Raw genomic sequence first — 17,999 nt, forward strand, 5'->3', positions numbered from 1 at the left:
TCCCGAGCCGGCGCGCGGCCGGCCGCGGCCGGGCCCAGACTCGACAAGGACGATCCCCATGCACCGCACCGCCCATCTGGATACCTTCGCCCGAGACCACCTGCCACCGCCGGAGCAATGGCCGACGCTGCTTTTCGAGCTGCCCGAGCTGCAGTTCCCGGAGCGCCTGAATTGCGCCGACGAGCTGCTGGATCGCTGGGTGCGGGAGGGGCACGGCGCGCATCCCTGCGTGATCGGCGGCGGCGGGAGCGACGGGGGCGCCGAGATCCGCTGGACCTATGCCGAGCTGCAGGCGCAGGCCAACCGCATCGCCCATGTGCTGGTCGAGGACCTGGGCGTGGTGTCCGGCAACCGCGTGTTGCTGCGCGGCGCCAACACGCCGCAGATGGCGGCCTGCTGGTTCGCGGTGATGAAGGTCGGCGCGATCGCCGTGGCGACGATGCCGCTGCTGCGCGCCAAGGAGCTGGGGCAGGTCATCGACAAGGCCGAGGTCACGCACGCGCTGTGCGACGCCGCGCTCGCCGAGGAGCTGGAACGTGCGCGGGCCAGCCACCCGGTGCTGACGCGCGTGTGCCTGTTCCGCAGCCAGGCCGCCGACGGCCTGGAGGCACGGGCCGAGCGCCGGCCGGCCGTTTTCGAGAACGTCGACACCGCGTCCGACGACTGCGCGCTGATCGCCTTCACCTCGGGCACCACCGGCCAGCCCAAGGGCACGATGCACTTCCACCGCGACGTGCTCGCGATCTGCCGCTGCTGGCCGCGGCATTGCCTGAAGGCCACCGCCGACGATGTCTTCGTCGGCAGCCCGCCGCTGGCCTTCACCTTCGGGCTGGGCGGGCTGCTGCTGTTCCCGCTGAGCGTCGGCGCCACGGCCGTGTTGCTGGAGAAGGCGTCCCCGGAGGCGCTGTTGCCGGCGATCGCGAAGCATCGCGCCACCGTCTGCTTCACCGCGCCGACGTCCTACCGCGCGATGGCGGCGCAGGCCAAGGCGCACGACCTGAGCGCGCTGCGCAAGTGCGTCAGCGCCGGCGAGGCGCTGCCCGCGGCGACCCGCCAGCTGTGGAAGGACACCACCGGCCTGGAGATGATCGACGGCATCGGCGCGACCGAGATGCTGCACATCTTCATCTCGCACACCGAGGCCACCGCCAAGGCCGGCGCGACCGGCGTGCCGGTGCCGGGCTACCGCGCCCGCGTCGTCGACGACCAGGGGCGCGAGTTGCCGCGCGGCAGCGTCGGCAAGCTCGCGGTGCAGGGGCCGACCGGCTGCCGTTACCTGGCCGACGAGCGCCAGCTGAAGTACGTGCAGGACGGCTGGAACCTGACCGGCGACGCCTACCTCGTCGACGCGGACGGCTACTTCGTCTACCAGGCGCGGACCGACGACATGATCATCTCCGGCGGCTACAACATCGCCGGCCCCGAGGTGGAGTCCGCGTTGCTGGCGCACGCGGCGGTGGCGGAGTGCGCCGTCATCGGCGTGCCCGACGAGGAGCGCGGCCAACTGGTCAAGGCCTTCGTCGTGCTCAGGCCGGGCCGGTCCGGCGACGACGCGCTGGTCAAGTCGCTGCAGGACTTCGTCAAGGCGACGATCGCGCCGTACAAGTACCCCCGTGCGATAGAGTTCCGCGCCAGCCTGCCCAGGACCGAAACCGGCAAGTTGCAGCGCTTCCGCCTGCGTGAGCAGTAACCGCAGTCTTCCGACCGTCCGTTCCTCCGAACCGCTCCCTCAGGAGATGCCGATGAAGATGCCGCCGCAGTCGATGCCGATGTCCGCCTGGAATGCCCTGCCGACGTCGAGACCCCCGCAGAAGTCGCAGTCGCAGTCGCAGTCGCGATCGAAGTCCTGGTGGCGGTCGCGGTCCCTGGCCTGGCTGCTCGCCGTCGTCGGCGTGGGCGCGATGCCTACCGCGCAGGCCGCCGACAAGCTCAAGGTCGGCATGCTGAGCACGTTGTCCGGCGCGGGCGCCGGCCTGGGGGTGGACATCCGCGACGGCTTCGCGCTCGCGGTCAAGCAGGGCGGCGGCAAGCTCGGCGGCTTGCCGGTGGACGTCGTCACCGCCGACGACCAGCAGAACCCCGAGGTCGCCAGGCAGACCGCGGAGCGGCTGCTCAAGCGCGACAAGGTCGACGTCATGACCGGCATCGTGTTCTCCAACGTGATGCTGGCCGTCGGGCCCAGTGTCTTCGCGGCGCAGGTGCCGTACGTCAGCGCCAATGCCGGCCCGTCGCAGTACGCGGGGGAGCAGTGCAATCCGTATTTCTTCAACGTCGCCTGGCAGAACGACAACCTGCACGAGGCGATCGGCAAGACGGTGATGGACAAGGGCTTCAAGAAGGTCGTCGTGCTGGCGCCCAACTACCCGGCCGGCAAGGACGCGGTGGCGGGCTTCCGCCGTTATTACAAGGGTGTCGTCGCCGACGAGATCTACACCAAGCTCGGCCAGCTCGACTACGCCGCGGAGTTGGCTCAGGCGCGCGCGGCCAAGCCCGACGCGATGTACATCTTCCTGCCGGGCGGCATGGGCATCAACTTCATCAAGCAGTTCGTCGGTGCCGGCCTGTCCAAGGACATCACGCTGTTCGGGCCGGGCTTCTCGGCCGACGAGGACGTGATCAAGGCGGTCGGCGAGCCGATGCTGGGCATGTTCAACAGCTCGCACTGGGCGCACGACCTGGACAACCCGGCCAACAAGCGATTCGTCGCCGACTTCGTCAAGGAGTACGGCCGGCTGCCCTCGCTGTACGCGAGCCAGGGCTACGACGCGGCGCTGCTGATCGGCGCGGCGGTGCGCGACGTGAAGGGCCGCGTCGAGGACAAGCCGGCGTTGCTGAAGGCGCTGAAGGCGGCCAGGTTCGAGTCCGTGCGCGGCCCGTTCCGCTTCAACAACAACCAGTACCCGGTCCAGGACTACTACCTGCGCGTCATCACCAAGGACGGCCAGGGTCGCGTCACCAACCGGACGCTGGGCACGATCTTCACGCAGCACGCGGACGCCTATGCGCCGCAGTGCAAGATGAAGTGACGCCGGAAGCGCCGTCGTGGACCTGATCCTGATCGCCGAGCAGGCCCTCAACGGCCTGCAGTTCGGGCTGATGCTGTTCCTGCTGGCGGCCGGCCTGACGCTGGTGTTCGGCATCATGGACATGATCAACCTCGCGCACGGCTCGCTGTACATGGTCGGCGCCTACCTCGCGGCGGCGGCGATGGCGGCGGGCGCGTCGTTCATGGTGGCGGTGATCGCGGCCGTCGCGGGCACGGCGCTGCTGGGCATGGCGCTGGAGGTGACGTTGCTGCGGCGCCTGTACCAGCGCGATCACCTCAGCCAGGTGCTGGCGACCTTCGCGCTGATCCTGATGCTCAACGAGAGCGTGCGCATGATCTGGGGCGAGCAGCCCTTGATGCTGGGCACGCCGGCCGCGCTGTCCGGTCCGGTGGAGCTGTTGCCGGGGCTGATGTATCCGGCCTATCGGCTGCTGATCATCGGCGTGGGCCTGGCGGTGGCGGTGCTGCTGTACCTGCTGGTGACGCGCACGCGCTGGGGCATGTGGGTGCGCGCGGGCGCGTCCAACCGCGCGATGGCCTCGGCGATGGGCGTGCCGGCGGATCGCCTGTTCACCGCCGTCTTCGGTTTCGGCGCGGCCTTGTGCGCGCTGGCCGGATCGCTGCTGGGGCCGCTGCTGGCGGTGCAGGTCGGCATGGGGGAGAGCATCCTGATCCTGGCCTTCGTCGTGATCGTCATCGGCGGCATCGGCTCGATCCGCGGCGCGCTGGTCGGGGCGCTGCTGGTGGGGCTGGTGGACACCGGCTCGCGGACCTTGCTGCCGGCGCTGCTGCGCCGGCTGGCGTCGCCGGAGGTGGCGTCCAGCCTGGGGCCGGCGCTGGCGTCCATCCTGATCTACGTGCTGATGGCGGCGGTGCTGTTCTGGAAGCCGCGCGGTCTTTTCCCGGCGCGAGGCTGAGACGCGAATGACCGCCCATCACACCTTGCTGCATCACCGTGCCGGAGGCCCGTGGGCCTGGGCGCTGCTGGCGGCGCTCGCGGCGCTGCCGCCGCTGCTGCAGGCGTCGGGGCTGGAGTTCTACACGGTCGTCGCGACGCGTGTGCTGATCTTCGCGATGGCGGCGGCCAGCCTCAACCTGATCCTGGGTTTCGGCGGCCTGGTGAGCTTCGGGCACGCGGCCTACGTCGGACTGGGCGGGTACACCGTCGGCGTGCTGATGGACGCGGGCGTCGCGTCCGCCTGGATCGCGTGGCCGGCGGCGATGGCGGTGTCCGGCCTCGCGGCGGCGGCGATCGGCGCCGTGTGCCTGCGCACGCGCGGCGTCTACTTCATCATGATCACGCTGGCCTTCGCGCAGATGTTCTATTACCTCGCCGTGTCGCTGAAGGCCTATGGCGGGGACGACGGCCTGGCGCTGCCGGCGCGCTCGACGCTGCCGGTGAACCTCGCCGACGACGCTTCGTTCTACTGGGTGGTGCTGGCGTTGTTCGCGCTCGTCTTCGGCGCGCTGCGGGTGTTGGTCAACTCGCCGCTGGGCTGGTTGCTGCAGGCGGCCAAGGACAACGAGACCCGCGTCGCCGCCACCGGCGGCCGCGTCTTCGCGGTGCAGTGGTCGGCCTTCATCGTCGCCGGCGCGATCGCGGGACTGGCCGGCGCGCTGCTGGCCAATCTCAACGGCATGGTGTCGCCGCACCTGATGCACTGGTCGCAGTCGGGGCAATTGATGGTGATGGTCATCATCGGCGGCGCGGGCGCGCCGTGGGGCGGCCCGATCGGCGCGCTGGTGTTCCTGCTGCTGGAGGAAGTGCTGTCGGGCGTGACGCTGCATTGGCAGTTCGCGCTCGGCGCGATCCTGCTGCTGGTGGTGCTGTTCGCGCCGCGCGGGCTGGTGGGACTTGTCGATCGTTTCGCGCCGGTCGGGCGTGGCGGCCGTCGTGGTCGACAGGCCCAGGAGGACCGTGGTGGCCGCCATGGCGGCCGGATGCGTCCGGGTCGCGAGGGTCGGGAGGGCGGCCATGGTTGAGCCGTCGCTGTCGTCGCGGGCGCCACTGATGCCGCTGATGCCGCCGTCGTCGTTGCCCGGGCTGTCGCTGCTGCAGGTGCACCGGCTGGTGAAGCGCTTCGGCGCGCTGACCGCGACGGACGAAGCCAGCTTCGACGTGCGCGCCGGCGAGACGCATGCGCTGATCGGCCCCAACGGCGCCGGCAAAACGACACTGATCCATCAGATCTCGGGGATGCTGGCGCCGGACGAGGGCGGCCTGTTCTTCGACGGCGAGGACGTGACCGCGCTGCCAATGCCGCGGCGCGTGCGCGAGGGCCTGGTGCGATCGTTCCAGATCACCAGCATCTACCGCCGCTTCACCGTGCTGGACAACCTGGTGCTGGCGGTGCTGGCGCGACGGCCGGGCGCGCCGTCGTGGTGGCGCCGGGCGCGTGCCGATGCCGCCGCCTACGCGGACGCGGAGGCGATGCTGGCGCTGGTCGGCATGAGCGCGATGGCGGATCGCGTCGCGGGTGACCTGGCGCATGGCGAGCAACGCCAGCTGGAGCTGGGCCTGGCGCTGGCGGCGCGGCCAAGGTTGTTGTTGCTCGACGAGCCGATGGCCGGCATGGGGCCGGACGAATCCGCGCGCATGGTCGAGCTGCTGCGGGCGCTGAAGGCGCAACACCTGACCCTGCTGCTGGTGGAGCACGACATGGACGCGGTCTTCCAACTGGCGGACCGGGTGTCGGTGCTGGTCAACGGACGGGTCATTGCGACCGGCACCCCGGACGAGGTGCGGGCGGACGCGGCCGTGCGGCGCGCCTACCTGGGCGACGAGGCAGGGACATGAGCGACGCGCTGCTCGAGATCGACGGCCTGCGTGCTGGTTACGGCGGCAGCCAGGTGCTGTTCGGGCTGGACCTGCGCGTCGCGCCGGGCGAGGTGGCGACGCTGCTGGGCCGCAACGGCATGGGCAAGAGCACGACGCTGCGTTGCCTGACCGGCTGGATGGCGCCCAGCGGTGGCCGCATCCGGTTCGCGGGCGAGGACGTCACCGGCTGGCGCGCCGACCGGATCGCGCGGCTCGGCCTGGCGATCGTGCCGGAGGGGCGGCAGGTGTTCCCCAACCTGAGCGTGCTGGAGCACTTGCGGGCCTTCGCCGCCAATCGCTGCGGCGCGGCCGAGCCGTGGACGGCGGACCGCGTCTTCGCGCTGTTCCCGCGATTGAAGGAGCGCGCGGGTCACCTGGGCCAGCAGCTCTCGGGCGGCGAGCAGCAGATGCTGGCCATCGGCCGCGCGCTGGTCACCAACCCGCGGCTGCTGGTGCTGGACGAGGCCACCGAGGGGCTCGCGCCGCTGATCCGCGAGGACATCTGGCGCTGTCTGGACACGCTGCGGCAGTCCGGCCAGACCCTCCTGGTCGTGGACAAGTACGTGAAGCGCCTGATCCGCCTGGCCGACCAGCACAGCATCGTCGAGCGCGGGCAGGTGGTGTGGCGCGGCGATTCGGCCGCGCTGGCGGCGGACCACGGCGTGTGGCACCGCCATCTGGGGCTGTGAGATGAGCGACATTTCTGCCAGGAGTGCGACGACATGAACGCTGCCTTCGAACGCGAGACGCTGGTCCGCTTCGGCCACTGCGATCCCGCCGGCATCGTCTTCTTTCCGCGGTACTACGAGCTGCTGAACGCCTTCGTCGAGGACTGGTTCAACGAGGGGCTCGACGTTTCGTACGCGGCGTTGCTGGGGCCGCGCCGCGTCGGGTTGCCGACGGTGCAGCTGCAGACCAGCTTCGAGCGCATCAGCCGCCTGGGCGACCGGTTGACGCAGCGGTTGTGGATCGAGCGCGTCGGCCGCAGCTCGGTCACGCTGCGGGTCGCCTTCGACGGTCCCGACGGCACGCGCGTGAGCTTCGGCCAGGTGCTGGTGTGCACCTCGCTGGACACGCACCTGGCGCAAGCCTTTCCCGAGGACGTCCGCGCCGCGCTGGTGCGGGCCGTCCAGCAACAACGATCGTCCGAGCAGTAGAGGAGTATGACGATGAACGACAAGCAACAGACCCCGACCCCGACCCCGACCCCGACCCCGCCCCCGACCTCGATCGACAAGCGCATCCTGCAGCCCGAGGGCTGGACCGCGCCGCGCGGCTATGCCAACGGCGTGAGCGCCGTCGGCCGGCAGGTGTTCGTGGCCGGCCAGATCGGCTGGAACGGTCGATGCGAATTCGAGAGCGACGACTTCATCCAGCAAACTCGCCAGGCATTGATCAACATCAAGGCCGTCCTGGCCGAGGCGGGGGCGGAGCCGGGGCATATTGTCCGGATGACCTGGTACCTGATCGACAAGCGCGAATACATCGCCCGCGGCCGCGAGGTCGGGCAGGCGTACCGCGAGGTGCTGGGCAGCGAGTACGGCATCGCCATGAGCGCCGTTCAGGTCGCCGGTCTGATCGAGGACCGTGCGAAGCTTGAAATCGAGGTGACCGCCGTGGTGCCTGCCTGAGACTAGGATGGCCCCATGACGACGCGTGCCGGCGCCCCCGCGGGCCCGGCGCGCGATCCACCGACGCACAGAGAGACGACAGAGAGAGACACCATGAGCCACGCTTCCAAGGCCGCCAAGGCCGCTTTCCACTGGGACGATCCGCTGCTGCTGGACCAACAGCTGACCGACGACGAACGGGCCGTGCGCGACGCCGCGCGGGCCTATTGCCAGGACCGCCTGGCGCCGCGCGTGCTGGAGGCCTTCCGGCATGAACAGACCGACGTGGCCATCTTCCGCGAGATGGGCGAGCTGGGGCTGCTCGGTCCGACCATCCCGGAGGAATACGGCGGCGCCGGCCTCAACTACGTCTGCTACGGACTGGTCGCCCGCGAGGTGGAGCGCGTCGACAGCGGGTATCGCTCGATGATGAGCGTGCAGAGCTCGCTGGTGATGGTGCCGATCAACGAATTCGGCAACGAGGCGACCAAGCGCAAGTACCTGCCCAAGCTGGCCAGCGGCGAGTGGATCGGCTGCTTCGGCCTGACCGAGCCCGACCACGGCTCCGACCCCGGCTCGATGGTGACGCGGGCGCGCAAGGTCGACGGCGGCTATGCGTTGACCGGCAGCAAGATGTGGATCACCAACAGCCCGATTGCCGATGTCTTCGTCGTCTGGGCCAAGGACGACGGCGGCCAGATCCGCGGCTTCGTGCTGGAGAAGGGCTGGAAGGGCCTGAGCGCGCCGGCGATCCATGGCAAGGTGGGGCTGCGCGCGTCCATCACCGGCGAGATCGTCATGGACGAGGTCTTCTGCCCCGAGGAGAACGCCTTCCCCGACGTGCGCGGCCTGAAGGGCCCGTTCACGTGCCTGAACAGCGCCCGCTACGGCATCGCCTGGGGGGCGCTGGGCGCGGCCGAATTCTGCTGGCACACCGCGCGCCAGTACACGATGGACCGCAAGCAATTCGGCAAGCCGCTGGCGGCCAACCAGCTGGTACAGAAGAAGCTGGCCGACATGCAGACCGAGATCGTGCTGGGCCTGCAAGGCTGCCTGCGCCTGGGCCGCATGAAGGACGAGGGCACGGCGGCGGTGGAGATCACCTCGATCATGAAGCGCAACAGCTGCGGCAAGTCGCTGGACATCGCGCGCACCGCGCGGGACATGCTGGGCGGCAACGGCATCAGCGACGAGTTCGGCATCGCGCGCCATCTGGTCAACCTGGAGGTGGTCAACACCTACGAGGGCACGCATGACATCCATGCGCTGATCCTGGGACGGGCGCAGACGGGGATCGCGGCGTTTTGACGGGGGAGGGCGCCCATGGGGCCCAACCGCGATGTCATCTTCAGAGCCGCGAACGAGGCACTCGAACGATCGTTGTCGAAAGGCCGGCCTGAGGTTGGAGGGGATGCAACGGGGCCATGGCCCCGTTGTCCTGAACGCGACAACCTGGATCGAGGTCCAAGCGCACGATTCGCGACGACCGGGCCGCTCGACGGCCCGGCGCGACAGGAGACGCTCGCATGGACATCACCGCTCAGATTCCCTCTCTCAAAGGCCACGTCAGCGAGGCCGAGTGGCAACTCCGCGTGGACCTGGCCGCCTGCTACCGGCTGGTGGCGCGTTACGGCTGGAGCGACCTGATCTTCACCCACATCAGCGCGCGATTGCCCGGCGACAGCCACGAGTTCCTGATCAATCCCTATGGGTTGATGTTCGACGAGATCACCGCGTCCAGCCTGATCAAGGTCGACGCGCAGGGCAACAAGCTGCAGGACACGCCGTTCCCGGTCAACCAGGCCGGTTTCATCATCCATTCGGCGATCCACGCGGCGCGGCCGGACGTGGGTTGCGTGCTGCACACGCATACGCGGGCGGGCGTCGCGGTGTCGGCGCAGAAGGGCGGGGTGCTGCCGATCTCGCAGCAGTCGACCTTCGTGCTGGCGTCGCTGGCGTACCACGACTACGAGGGCGTCGCGATCCGTCCCGACGAGCAGCCTCGGCTGCAGAACGACCTGGGCGACAAGGTCTTCTATTGCCTGCGCAACCATGGGTTGCTGACCGTCGGCAAGACCATCGCCGATGCCTTCCTGGCCATGTACACCTTCGAGAGCGCCTGCCAGATCCAGATCGCCGCGCAGGCGGGCGGGGCCGAGCTGACGCCCGTCGACGACGCCATCATCCGGGGCACCGCGGAATCGATGCGCGTGCAGACCGGGGGGCTGGGAGGCGCCTTCGTGTGGCCGGCGCTGTTGCGGCAGGCGCGGCGGCAGTGTCCGGGCTTCGACGCCTGAACTGGCCGGCGCGCGGCGGGCAAGCGGCGCGCCCGGTACACGCGGGAACGGCCGCGCGATGCCCCGTTTTCCCGGGGTAGATGCGCGGGCATGCCTCCCTCATCATCCGGCGACCCGATCTGCGTCGGGCGGCTTCCGGCGCCCTGCCGGGGAGATGAACGATGGATGCGGACAAGCCCCACTGCCGATTGATGGTCGTCCTGCCGGTGGGCCCCGACAACGACGGGGCGGAAACGATCCAGAGCCTCTTCACCTACTGCACGTCGTCGCTGATCGTGCTGGCGGTGGACGACAGCAAGCTGCTCGAGACCCGGCATTTCCTGGAGACCTGCGACCCGCGCGTGATCCGGCTGCCCTCGGCGGGGTATCCCGGCATCCGCGGCGGGTTGCTGTGCAGCCTGGCGCGGGCGTATCAGTACGCGCTCGCGCACTACGACTTCGACGTGCTGCTGCGCATCGACACCGATGCGTTGATCACCGGTCCGGCGCCGGAGGAAGACGCGCTCGCGCTCTTCGCCGGCAAGCCCAAGGCGGGCATGCTCGGTCCGTACCGGGTGGGCTACGACGGCGGCAGGCGGGATTTCGGGGTCGTGGCCGACATGCTCCGGCACGAGACCGGCTGGCATGGGCTGCGCCGCTTCTCCCGGCGGCGTCGGCTGAAGGCCTGGCTGAGCGCCGCGAGCGCGCTCGGCTACGAGCCCGGCGAGCACATCCTGGGCGCGGCGATCTATCTGCGGGTGGAGGCGCTGCGGGCGATGCACGCCGCCGGCGATCTGAACGTCGACGAGTTCCATGACAGCGGCCTCAGCGAGGACCACATCTTCAGCCTGCTGACGGTGCGGCACGGCTACATGCTGGAGGACTTCGTCACCGGCGACCTGCCGATGGGCGTGCGGTGGCGCGGATTGCCGGACTCGCCGCGCAACCTGCTGGCGCGTGGCAAGAAGATCGTCCACTCGATCAAGTTCTACGAGTCGATGAAGGAGCCCGAGATCCGCGCGTTCTTCGCGCAGGAGCGGGCGAAACACGCGGCCTCGTCGATCCTTAACCTCCAGGAACGAAAGAATGATCCGGACCGACATTCCGGACGATGGTCTCGCGCCTAGCATCCGGCGACCCCGGCGAACGATCGGGGCTTCACTGGAGACAAGATGAATCGCAGATCCCTCTTCGGCGCCTGCGCCGCCGTGGCGATGACCACGCTGTCGGCGGCCATGCCAGCCCTCGCGCAGTCCTACCCGGACCGCCCCGTGCGCCTGATCGTTCCGTATGCGCCGGGCGGCAGCGCGGACATCGCCGCGCGCCTGATCTCCGACGAGTGGGGCAAGGCGCTGGGCAAGCCGCTGGTCGTGGAGAACAAGGCCGGCGCGGGCGGCAATCTCGGCGTGGCCGAGGTGGCCAAGTCCGCTGGCGACGGCTACACGGTCGGACTGCAGACCGTGTCCCTGGCGATCAATCCGGCGCTGACGCCCCGGATGCCCTACGACACGCTGAAGGACCTGGCGCCGATCGGCATGGTCGCGAGCTCGCAGCACGTGCTGGTCGTCAACGAGCAGGTGCCGGCAAGGAGCGTCAAGGAACTGATCGCGCTGGCGAAGAGCCGGCCCGGCAAGCTGTCCTATGCGTCGGCGGGCACCGGCAGCACCTTCCACATGTCGGCCGAGCTGTTCAAGGCGGTCGCGGGCATCAGCATCGTCCACATCCCCTATCGCGGCGGCGGTCCGGCGCTGAGCGACACCATCGGCGGCCAGGTCGAGATGGCCTTCCCGGTGCTGTCGGCGGCGCAAGGGCATGTGCAGGCGGGCAAGCTGCGCGCGCTGGGCGTGACCGGAGCGAAGCGCTCGGCGCTGATGCCCAGCGTGCCGACCATCGCCGAGGCGGGGCTGCCGGGTTATTCGTTCGAGACCTGGTTCATGGTCTTCGCGCCGGCGGGGACGCCCAAGCCCGTCATCGACAAGCTCAACGCCACGCTCAACGCGACGCTCGCGGCCCAGGCCGTGAAGGAGCGCATGGCCAAGGAGGGCTTCGACGCGACGCCGTCCACGCCGGCCCAGGCGCGCGCCCGTCTGGAGAAGGAGTTGCCGCAGTGGGCCCGGCTGGTGAAGGAGCGCGGGATCACGGCGGATTGAGGCGCTCCTCCCCCACGCATCCCAGCATCGCCTCGATCAACCGCGCCGCCTTGCGCTCCTGCAGGCAATAGAGGTACTCCCGCACCAGCGGCATGTCCTGCTCGAAGGGCAGGGCGACGAGGTCGGGATGCCTGCCGGTCTCGTGCGCGGCGAAGACGCTGACGCCGAGCCCGCGCACCACCGCCTCGCGCAGCGCCTCGCGGCTGGCGATCTCCATCTGCGATCGGGGCCGCACGCCCGCCGCGTCCAGCGCCTGCTCGCTCAGCGTGCGCGTCATCGAGCCGCGCTCCCGCACCAGCAACGTCTCCTGCGCGAGCGTCCCCAGCGGCACCGCCTGGCGCCGCGCCAGCGCATGCCCGCGCGGCAGCAGCAGCACGAGCGGATCGCTGCCCAGCTCGACGCGGTGCAGGCGCGGGTCCTCCTCGCGATGGCTGGAGGTGGCCAGGTCGACCTGGTAGGCCAGCAGCGCGTCCACCATCTGCCGCGAATTGCCGGCCGCGATGCTCAACTCCACCCGCGGATGCCGGGACCGGAAACGTTGCACCAGCGTCAGCGTGTAGTACGGCGCCGTCGCGCCCAGCCGCAACGTGCCGCCCTGCAGCTCGGCCGAGTTCCTGAGCGCGAATTCGACGTCCAGCTCCTGCTGCAGCAACGCATCGACCTGCGGCAGCAGCCGGCGGCCGGCGTCGCTCGGCGTCAGCCGGCCGCCACCGCGGTGGAACAGCTCCACGCCGTATTGCTCCTCCAGCGCCCGGATCTGCGTCGTCACCGTCGGCTGGGACAGCCCCAGCTGCTTGGCCGCCAGCGTGATCGAGCCCAGCCGCGCGACGGCGAAGAAGGCTTTGAGCTGATTCACCAGCACGGCGACGCCTCCGCCCGCTGGCGCGCGTCGGGGCGCTCGTCGCGCCGCGCGCCGGGCCGGCGCGGCGGACCCAAATCCACCAATACCGGCTTTCGGGAACTTTGTGTCTTTGACGCGTGGATGACATATGCCATTCCTACAGTGTCTCCCATCGATTGCAGTTCCTCGTGACCGCGCCTGGCGGGTCACGTTCCCGCAGACCCCTCGATGGAGCGCCGCATGCGTCTCAAGTCCTTTCTCTCCTTCAAGTCCCTGATCCACACCGCCGCCTTCGCGACGCTGGCCGTCGTCACGGCGCTGACCAGCCCCGAGGCGCATGCCCAGGGCAAGACCGAGCTGCTGGTCTACAGCGCCCTGGAGGCCGACCAGATCAAGGCGTACAAGACCGCCTTCGAGCAGGACCACCCCGGCATCGAGCTCAAGTTCGTGCGCGAGTCCACCGGCATCGTCACCGCCCGGTTGCTGGCCGAGAAGGCCAACCCGCAGGCCGACGTCGTCTGGGGCTTGGCCGCCACCTCGCTGATGCTGCTGGACAAGGAAGGCATGCTGGCCGCCTACGCGCCCAAGGGCCTCGACCAGGTCCGCGCCAACATGCGCGATCCGCGGCCGCAGCCGACCTGGGTGGGCATGGACCTGTGGTCCTCCGCCGTCTGCTTCAACACCGCCGAGGCCGCCAAGCGCAGCCTGCCCAAGCCGACCTCGTGGAACGACCTCACCCAGCCGGTCTACAAGGGCCTGCTGACGATGCCGCATCCGGCCTCCAGCGGCACCGGCTACCTGATGGTCTCCGCCTGGCTGCAGATGATGGGCGAGGCCAAGGGCTGGGCCTTCATGGACGCGCTGCACCAGAACATGGGCGTCTACACGCACAGCGGCTCCAAGCCCTGCCGCCAGGCCGGCGCCGGCGAGTTCCCGGTCGGCCTGTCCTTCGAGTACCGCGCCAACAAGACCAAGAAGGAAGGCGCGCCGATCGACATCGTCTTCCCCAAGGAAGGGCTGGGCTGGGACGTCGAGGCCACCGCCATCATGAAGAACACGAAGAAGCCCGAGGCCGCCCGCGCGCTGGCCGACTGGTCCGTGACCCGCAAGGCCAACGAGCTGTACGCCAAGAACTTCGCCGTGCTGGCGCTGCCGTCGGTGCAGGAGCAGCTCGAATTCGTCCCGTCCGACCTCGACAAGCTGCTGGCCAAGAACGACTTCACCTGGGCCGCCGCCAACCGCGACCGCATCCTCGCCGAATGGTCGCGCCGCTACGAGGCCAAGGCCGAGAAGAAGTAAGGGACGGACGTCCATGCTGCATCTGCGCCAGATCACCAAGCGCTTCGGTCCGCAGACGGTGCTGCAAGGCATCGACCTCGATCTGGGGCCGGGCGAGTTCGTGTCGCTGCTGGGCCCGTCGGGCTGCGGCAAGACGACGCTGCTGCGCATCGTCTGCGGCATCGAGTCGGCCGACCTGGGGCAGGTGCTGATGCAGGGCCAGGACATCACGGCCTGGCCCGCGTCGCAGCGGCGCTTCGGCGTGGTGTTCCAGTCCTATGCGTTGTTCCCCAACATGACGGCGCTGCAGAACGTCTGCTACGGCCTGAGCGCGCTGCCCCGCCGCGAAGCGGCCGAGCGCGCCGCCGAGATGCTCGCGCTGGTCGGCCTGCTCGACCAGGCCGGCAAGTTTCCGGCGCAGTTGTCGGGCGGCCAGCAGCAGCGCGTCGCGCTGGCCCGGGCGCTGGCGCCCAAGCCCAGGCTGCTCCTGTTGGACGAGCCGCTGTCGGCGCTCGACGCGCAGGTGCGCCAGGAACTGCGCGCCGAGATTCGCGCGCTGCAGCAGCGCCTGGGCATCACCACGCTGATGGTCACGCATGACCAGGACGAGGCGCTGGCGATGTCCGACCGCGTCGTGCTGCTGGCCAAGGGCCAGATCGCGCAGCAGGGCGCGCCGCGCCAGCTCTACCAGCAGCCGGCCAATGCGCTGGTGGCGGGTTTCGTCGGCCGCATGAACTGGATGGACGGGCAGGTGATCGCCGAGGGCCGGGTCCGGGTGGGCACCACGATGCTCGATGCCGACACCCGCGTCTACAAGACCGGCAGCGTGGTGCGCGTGGGCGTGCGCCCCGAGGCGATCCGGCTGCTGGACGGGGAGGGCGCGATGATCCGCGCCCGCGTCGACGCGCTGCAGTTCCACGGCGCCGTGACGCAGGTGCAGTTGCGCTGCGACGCGCTGGGCGCGACGCTGTCGCTGGAACTGCCCAGCGGCGAGGCCGCGGGCCTGACCGAGGGCGAGGTCCGCGGCCTGCGCCTGCCGGCGGCCGCGGTGCAGCTCTTCGACGCGCCGCTGTCGATGCGGAGGGCCGCGTGAGCCTGGTGCTCGATCAGGCGCCGATGCTGCCGCCGCGTCGCGGCCGCGATGTCGAGGCCTGGGTGCTGCGCGGCCTGCTGGCCGCGGGGCTGCTGGCGCTGACCGTCATCATCCTGCTGCCGCTGGTGTCGCTGCTGGCGCAGAGCGTGCTGGACGGGCAGGGGCGCTTCGTCGGCGCCACGCACTTCAGCGCCTACTTCGCCGCCGGCCGCTGGCGCGCGATGGGCAACAGCGTGGCGCTGTCGGCGCTGTCGGCCGCGATCTGCGTGGCGCTGGCCTATGGCTACGCCTGGGCGTTGACGCACACCGCGCTGCCGGCCAAGGGCATGTGGCGCGGGCTGGCCCTGCTGCCGCTGCTGGCGCCGTCGCTGCTGGCCGCCATCGGGCTGGTCTATGCCTTCGGCAACCAGGGCCTGCTGACGGCGGCGATGCGGGCCGTGGGCATCGACAGCATCTACGGGCCGGCCGGCATCGTGGCCGGCTCGGTGCTGTGGACCTTCCCGCACGCGATGCTGATCCTGCACACCACGCTGTCCAGCAGCGACGCGCGGTTGATCGAGGCTGCCCGCTGCCTGGGCGCCAGCGGCGGACGGGTGTTCCGCACGGTGACGCTGCCGGCCAGCCGCTACGGGCTGCTGATCTCGCTGGTGGTCGTCTTCGTGCTGGTGCTGACGGACTTCGGCGTGCCCAAGGTGGTGGGCGGCCAGACGGCGATGCTGGCGACCGACATCTACAAGGAAGTCGTCGGCCAGCAGCGCCTGGACCGCGGCGCCGTCGTCGCGCTGTTGCTGTTGCTGCCGGCGCTCGCTGCCTTCGTGCTGGAACAACGCCTGCGGGCCCGCCAGCGCGCCGTGCTGAGCCTGCGCGCGGTGCCGCACGTGCCGGTGCCGCGCACCGCGCGCGACGTTGCCGCGCTGGCGTACTGCGCCATCGTCGCGGCGGCGCTGGTCGGTGTCTTCGGCATCGCGGTCTATGCGTCGTTCGCGCAGTACTGGCCATATCAGCTGGCGCCGACGCTGTCCCACTACCAGTTCGACATGAGCGACGGCGGCGGCTGGGCCAGCTACGGCAACTCGCTGCGCATGGCGATGTGGACGGCGCTGGCGGGCACCGGCCTGAGCTTCCTGCTGGCCTGGCTGGTCGACAAGCCGCGCGGTTTCGGCGCCGCGCGCGGCGTGCTCAACGCGCTGGCGACGCTGCCGATGGCGGTGCCGGGCCTGGCGCTGGGCCTGGGCTACATCCTGTTCTTCAACGCGCCGTGGAATCCGCTGCGCGGCTGGTACGGCGGGCTCGGCCTGCTGGTGCTGTGCACGGTGGCGCACTACTACTCGGTCGCGCACCTGACGCAGCTCGGCGCGCTGCGCCAGCTCGACCCCGAGTACGAGCGCGTCGCCGATTCGCTCGGCCTGCCGTTCTGGCGCCACCTGTGGCGCGTGCATCTCCCGATCGCGGTGCCGACGCTGGTGCAGGTCGCCGGCTATTTCTTCGTCAGCGCGCTGACGACGGTGTCGGCGGTGGTGTTCCTGTATTCGCCGGACACGACCCTGGCCGCGATCGCGGTGCTGGCCATGGACGACGCCGGCGACACCGCGCCGGCCGCAGCGATGGCGACGCTGCTGTTCGCGACGGCGGCGTTGGGACGCGGCGCCATCGGCCTGATCGGCCATGTGCTGGTGCAGCGCACCCAGCGCTGGCGCGCGCGATAGCTTCCTCAACCCTTCGATATCTCCCCTTCGACATCCCATGGACTGTGATCTCCTGGTGGTCGGCGCCGGCATCGTCGGCCTGGCCCATGCATGGGCCGGCGCGAAACGCGGCTGGCGCGTGGTCGTCGTCGAGCGCGACGCGGCCTGCATCGGCGCGTCGATCCGCAACTTCGGCTTCGTCACGGTGACGGGCCAGCAGCGCGGCGCCCACTGGCGCCGCGCCCGGCGCTCGCGTGACCTGTGGGCCGAGCTGGCGCCGCGGGCCGGCCTGCGCATCGAGCATGCCGGCCTGCTGCTGGCCGCGCGCTGCGAGGAGTCGGAGGCGCTGCTGGAGGCCTTCCTCGCCACCGAGATGGGCGACGGCTGCGAGCGCCTGGATGCCGCTCAGGCCCATCGCCGCCAGCCCGGCTTGCGCGCCCAGGGACTGCGCGGCGGCCTGTACAGCCCACACGAGCTGCGTGTCGAATCGCGCGAGGCGATCCCGCGCATCGCGGCCTGGTTGGCCGAGCAACACGGCGTGGCTTTCCGCTTCGGCGAGGCGGTGCTGGAGGTCGAGACGCCGCGCGTGCGCACGGCCCGGGCGACGTACCACGCGGCGCGTGTCGTCGTCTGCGGCGGGGCAGAGCTGCACGGTCTTTTCGCCGACCGCTGGCAGCCGCATGCGCTGACGTTGTGCCAGCTCCAGATGCTGCGGGTGCGGCCGCCGTCCGGCTTCCGCCTGAACGCGGCGCTGATGGCGGATCTGAGCCTGGTCCGCTACGACGGTTACGCCGCGCTGCCCGAGGCGCGGCCGCTGCTGCGTCGCCTGTCGCAGGAGCGGCACGACGCCATCGCGCATGGCATCCACCTGATTGCGGTGCAGAGCGCCGATGGCACGCTGGTCGTCGGCGATTCGCATCATTACGGGCCGGTGCTGCCGCCGTTCGCGAGCGACGCGGTGGACCGGCTGATCCTGGACGAGTTGCGGCGTCAGCTGGATCTGCCGGCGCTGGAGGTGGTCGAGCGCTGGACCGGGATCTATCCGGTCAGCGCGTCGGCGCCGTGTCTGGTCGAGGCGCCGGACGAGCGCACGCGGCTGGTGATGGTCACCAGCGGCACCGGGGCCAGCACCGCGTTCGGGCTGGCGGAGGAGGTGCTGGCGGGGTGGTGACCAGCCAGCCATCGGCCGTCGGTCGACGACG

General features: G+C 70.3%; 17 protein-coding genes. 16 read left to right on the forward strand and 1 reads right to left on the reverse strand.

What is annotated here, in order from left to right; all coding sequences use genetic code 11:
- The first annotated feature begins 58 nt into the window (after positions 1–58).
- From CDN99_RS14535 to CDN99_RS14590, 12 genes are all read left to right on the forward strand, one after another.
- Complete coding sequence (locus CDN99_RS14535) at positions 59–1,690, forward strand: benzoate-CoA ligase family protein (protein WP_088385592.1); 1,632 nt, start codon at positions 59–61, stop codon at positions 1,688–1,690.
- 211 nt (positions 1,691–1,901) lie between these two features.
- The gene (locus tag CDN99_RS14540) at positions 1,902–3,026 is read left to right on the forward strand and encodes an ABC transporter substrate-binding protein (RefSeq protein WP_088385843.1); all 1,125 of its coding nucleotides are present in this window, start codon (positions 1,902–1,904) and stop codon (positions 3,024–3,026) included.
- Positions 3,027–3,042: 16 nt separating this feature from the next.
- Complete coding sequence (locus tag CDN99_RS14545; RefSeq protein WP_088385593.1) at positions 3,043–3,963, forward strand: branched-chain amino acid ABC transporter permease; 921 nt, start codon at positions 3,043–3,045, stop codon at positions 3,961–3,963.
- A gap of 7 nt (positions 3,964–3,970) precedes the next feature.
- The gene (locus CDN99_RS14550) at positions 3,971–5,029 is read left to right on the forward strand and encodes a branched-chain amino acid ABC transporter permease (RefSeq protein WP_088385594.1); all 1,059 of its coding nucleotides are present in this window, start codon (positions 3,971–3,973) and stop codon (positions 5,027–5,029) included.
- A 37-nt stretch (positions 5,030–5,066) separates the two neighbouring features.
- Positions 5,067–5,843, forward strand: coding sequence for an ABC transporter ATP-binding protein (locus CDN99_RS14555; RefSeq protein WP_088385844.1), 777 nt, complete (start codon positions 5,067–5,069; stop codon positions 5,841–5,843).
- On the forward strand, positions 5,840–6,553 hold the full coding sequence (locus CDN99_RS14560) for an ABC transporter ATP-binding protein (protein WP_088385595.1): 714 nt from the start codon (positions 5,840–5,842) through the stop codon (positions 6,551–6,553). The genes CDN99_RS14555 and CDN99_RS14560 overlap by 4 nt, the downstream gene beginning before the upstream one ends.
- A gap of 33 nt (positions 6,554–6,586) precedes the next feature.
- Positions 6,587–7,021: an acyl-CoA thioesterase gene (locus CDN99_RS14565; protein ID WP_088385596.1), complete on the forward strand. Its 435-nt coding sequence runs from the start codon at positions 6,587–6,589 to the stop codon at positions 7,019–7,021.
- Between the two features lie 12 nt (positions 7,022–7,033).
- Positions 7,034–7,495 carry a RidA family protein gene (locus CDN99_RS14570; RefSeq protein ID WP_088385845.1) on the forward strand — a complete coding sequence of 154 codons (462 nt, stop codon included), beginning with the start codon at positions 7,034–7,036 and terminating at the stop codon, positions 7,493–7,495.
- A gap of 93 nt (positions 7,496–7,588) precedes the next feature.
- Complete coding sequence (locus CDN99_RS14575; protein WP_088385597.1) at positions 7,589–8,782, forward strand: acyl-CoA dehydrogenase; 1,194 nt, start codon at positions 7,589–7,591, stop codon at positions 8,780–8,782.
- 218 nt (positions 8,783–9,000) lie between these two features.
- Positions 9,001–9,771, forward strand: a complete 771-nt coding sequence (locus CDN99_RS14580; protein WP_088385598.1) for a class II aldolase/adducin family protein — start codon at positions 9,001–9,003, stop codon at positions 9,769–9,771.
- Between the two features lie 161 nt (positions 9,772–9,932).
- A complete protein-coding gene (locus CDN99_RS14585) occupies positions 9,933–10,877 on the forward strand; it encodes a hypothetical protein (protein ID WP_141100787.1) in 945 nt (314 codons plus the stop codon).
- A 45-nt stretch (positions 10,878–10,922) separates the two neighbouring features.
- Positions 10,923–11,900, forward strand: coding sequence for a tripartite tricarboxylate transporter substrate binding protein (locus tag CDN99_RS14590; RefSeq protein WP_088385600.1), 978 nt, complete (start codon positions 10,923–10,925; stop codon positions 11,898–11,900).
- Here CDN99_RS14590 and CDN99_RS14595 read toward each other — a convergent pair.
- The gene (locus CDN99_RS14595; RefSeq protein ID WP_088385601.1) at positions 11,887–12,762 is read right to left on the reverse strand and encodes a LysR substrate-binding domain-containing protein; all 876 of its coding nucleotides are present in this window, start codon (positions 12,760–12,762) and stop codon (positions 11,887–11,889) included. The two genes, CDN99_RS14590 and CDN99_RS14595, sit on opposite strands and share 14 nt — an antisense overlap.
- 219 nt (positions 12,763–12,981) lie before the next feature.
- Between CDN99_RS14595 and CDN99_RS14600 the strand changes: the two genes are divergently transcribed.
- The 4 genes from CDN99_RS14600 to CDN99_RS14615 are packed head-to-tail and all read left to right on the forward strand — an operon-like array spanning position 12,982 to position 17,968.
- Complete coding sequence (locus CDN99_RS14600; protein ID WP_088385602.1) at positions 12,982–14,040, forward strand: putative 2-aminoethylphosphonate ABC transporter substrate-binding protein; 1,059 nt, start codon at positions 12,982–12,984, stop codon at positions 14,038–14,040.
- 13 nt (positions 14,041–14,053) lie between these two features.
- Positions 14,054–15,112, forward strand: a complete 1,059-nt coding sequence (locus CDN99_RS14605) for an ABC transporter ATP-binding protein (protein ID WP_088385603.1) — start codon at positions 14,054–14,056, stop codon at positions 15,110–15,112.
- A gap of 23 nt (positions 15,113–15,135) precedes the next feature.
- Positions 15,136–16,818 (forward strand): putative 2-aminoethylphosphonate ABC transporter permease subunit, encoded by a 1,683-nt coding sequence (locus tag CDN99_RS14610; protein ID WP_088385846.1) that lies wholly within the window; start codon positions 15,136–15,138, stop codon positions 16,816–16,818.
- A gap of 37 nt (positions 16,819–16,855) precedes the next feature.
- Positions 16,856–17,968, forward strand: a complete 1,113-nt coding sequence (locus CDN99_RS14615; RefSeq protein WP_088385604.1) for a TIGR03364 family FAD-dependent oxidoreductase — start codon at positions 16,856–16,858, stop codon at positions 17,966–17,968.
- Positions 17,969–17,999: the final 31 nt, after the last annotated feature.

The sequence above is a fragment of the Roseateles aquatilis genome (assembly GCF_002205645.1).
GTDB classification, from domain to species: domain Bacteria; phylum Pseudomonadota; class Gammaproteobacteria; order Burkholderiales; family Burkholderiaceae_C; genus Roseateles; species Roseateles aquatilis.

What these genes read in the sequence shown, in the direction of transcription:
- CDN99_RS14535 (WP_088385592.1), top strand. Translation starts at nt 59, where the DNA reads ATGCACCGCACCGCCCATCTGGATACCTTCGCCCGAGACCACCTGCCA.
- CDN99_RS14615 (WP_088385604.1), top strand. Translation starts at nt 16,856, where the DNA reads ATGGACTGTGATCTCCTGGTGGTCGGCGCCGGCATCGTCGGCCTGGCC.
- CDN99_RS14570 (WP_088385845.1), top strand. Translation starts at nt 7,034, where the DNA reads ATGAACGACAAGCAACAGACCCCGACCCCGACCCCGACCCCGACCCCG.
- CDN99_RS14610 (WP_088385846.1), top strand. Translation starts at nt 15,136, where the DNA reads ATGCTGCCGCCGCGTCGCGGCCGCGATGTCGAGGCCTGGGTGCTGCGC.
- CDN99_RS14580 (WP_088385598.1), top strand. Translation starts at nt 9,001, where the DNA reads ATGGACATCACCGCTCAGATTCCCTCTCTCAAAGGCCACGTCAGCGAG.
- CDN99_RS14575 (WP_088385597.1), top strand. Translation starts at nt 7,589, where the DNA reads ATGAGCCACGCTTCCAAGGCCGCCAAGGCCGCTTTCCACTGGGACGAT.
- CDN99_RS14605 (WP_088385603.1), top strand. Translation starts at nt 14,054, where the DNA reads ATGCTGCATCTGCGCCAGATCACCAAGCGCTTCGGTCCGCAGACGGTG.
- CDN99_RS14590 (WP_088385600.1), top strand. Translation starts at nt 10,923, where the DNA reads ATGAATCGCAGATCCCTCTTCGGCGCCTGCGCCGCCGTGGCGATGACC.
- CDN99_RS14555 (WP_088385844.1), top strand. Translation starts at nt 5,067, where the DNA reads ATGCCGCCGTCGTCGTTGCCCGGGCTGTCGCTGCTGCAGGTGCACCGG.
- CDN99_RS14550 (WP_088385594.1), top strand. Translation starts at nt 3,971, where the DNA reads ATGACCGCCCATCACACCTTGCTGCATCACCGTGCCGGAGGCCCGTGG.
- CDN99_RS14560 (WP_088385595.1), top strand. Translation starts at nt 5,840, where the DNA reads ATGAGCGACGCGCTGCTCGAGATCGACGGCCTGCGTGCTGGTTACGGC.
- CDN99_RS14565 (WP_088385596.1), top strand. Translation starts at nt 6,587, where the DNA reads ATGAACGCTGCCTTCGAACGCGAGACGCTGGTCCGCTTCGGCCACTGC.
- CDN99_RS14540 (WP_088385843.1), top strand. Translation starts at nt 1,902, where the DNA reads ATGCCTACCGCGCAGGCCGCCGACAAGCTCAAGGTCGGCATGCTGAGC.
- CDN99_RS14600 (WP_088385602.1), top strand. Translation starts at nt 12,982, where the DNA reads ATGCGTCTCAAGTCCTTTCTCTCCTTCAAGTCCCTGATCCACACCGCC.
- CDN99_RS14585 (WP_141100787.1), top strand. Translation starts at nt 9,933, where the DNA reads ATGGATGCGGACAAGCCCCACTGCCGATTGATGGTCGTCCTGCCGGTG.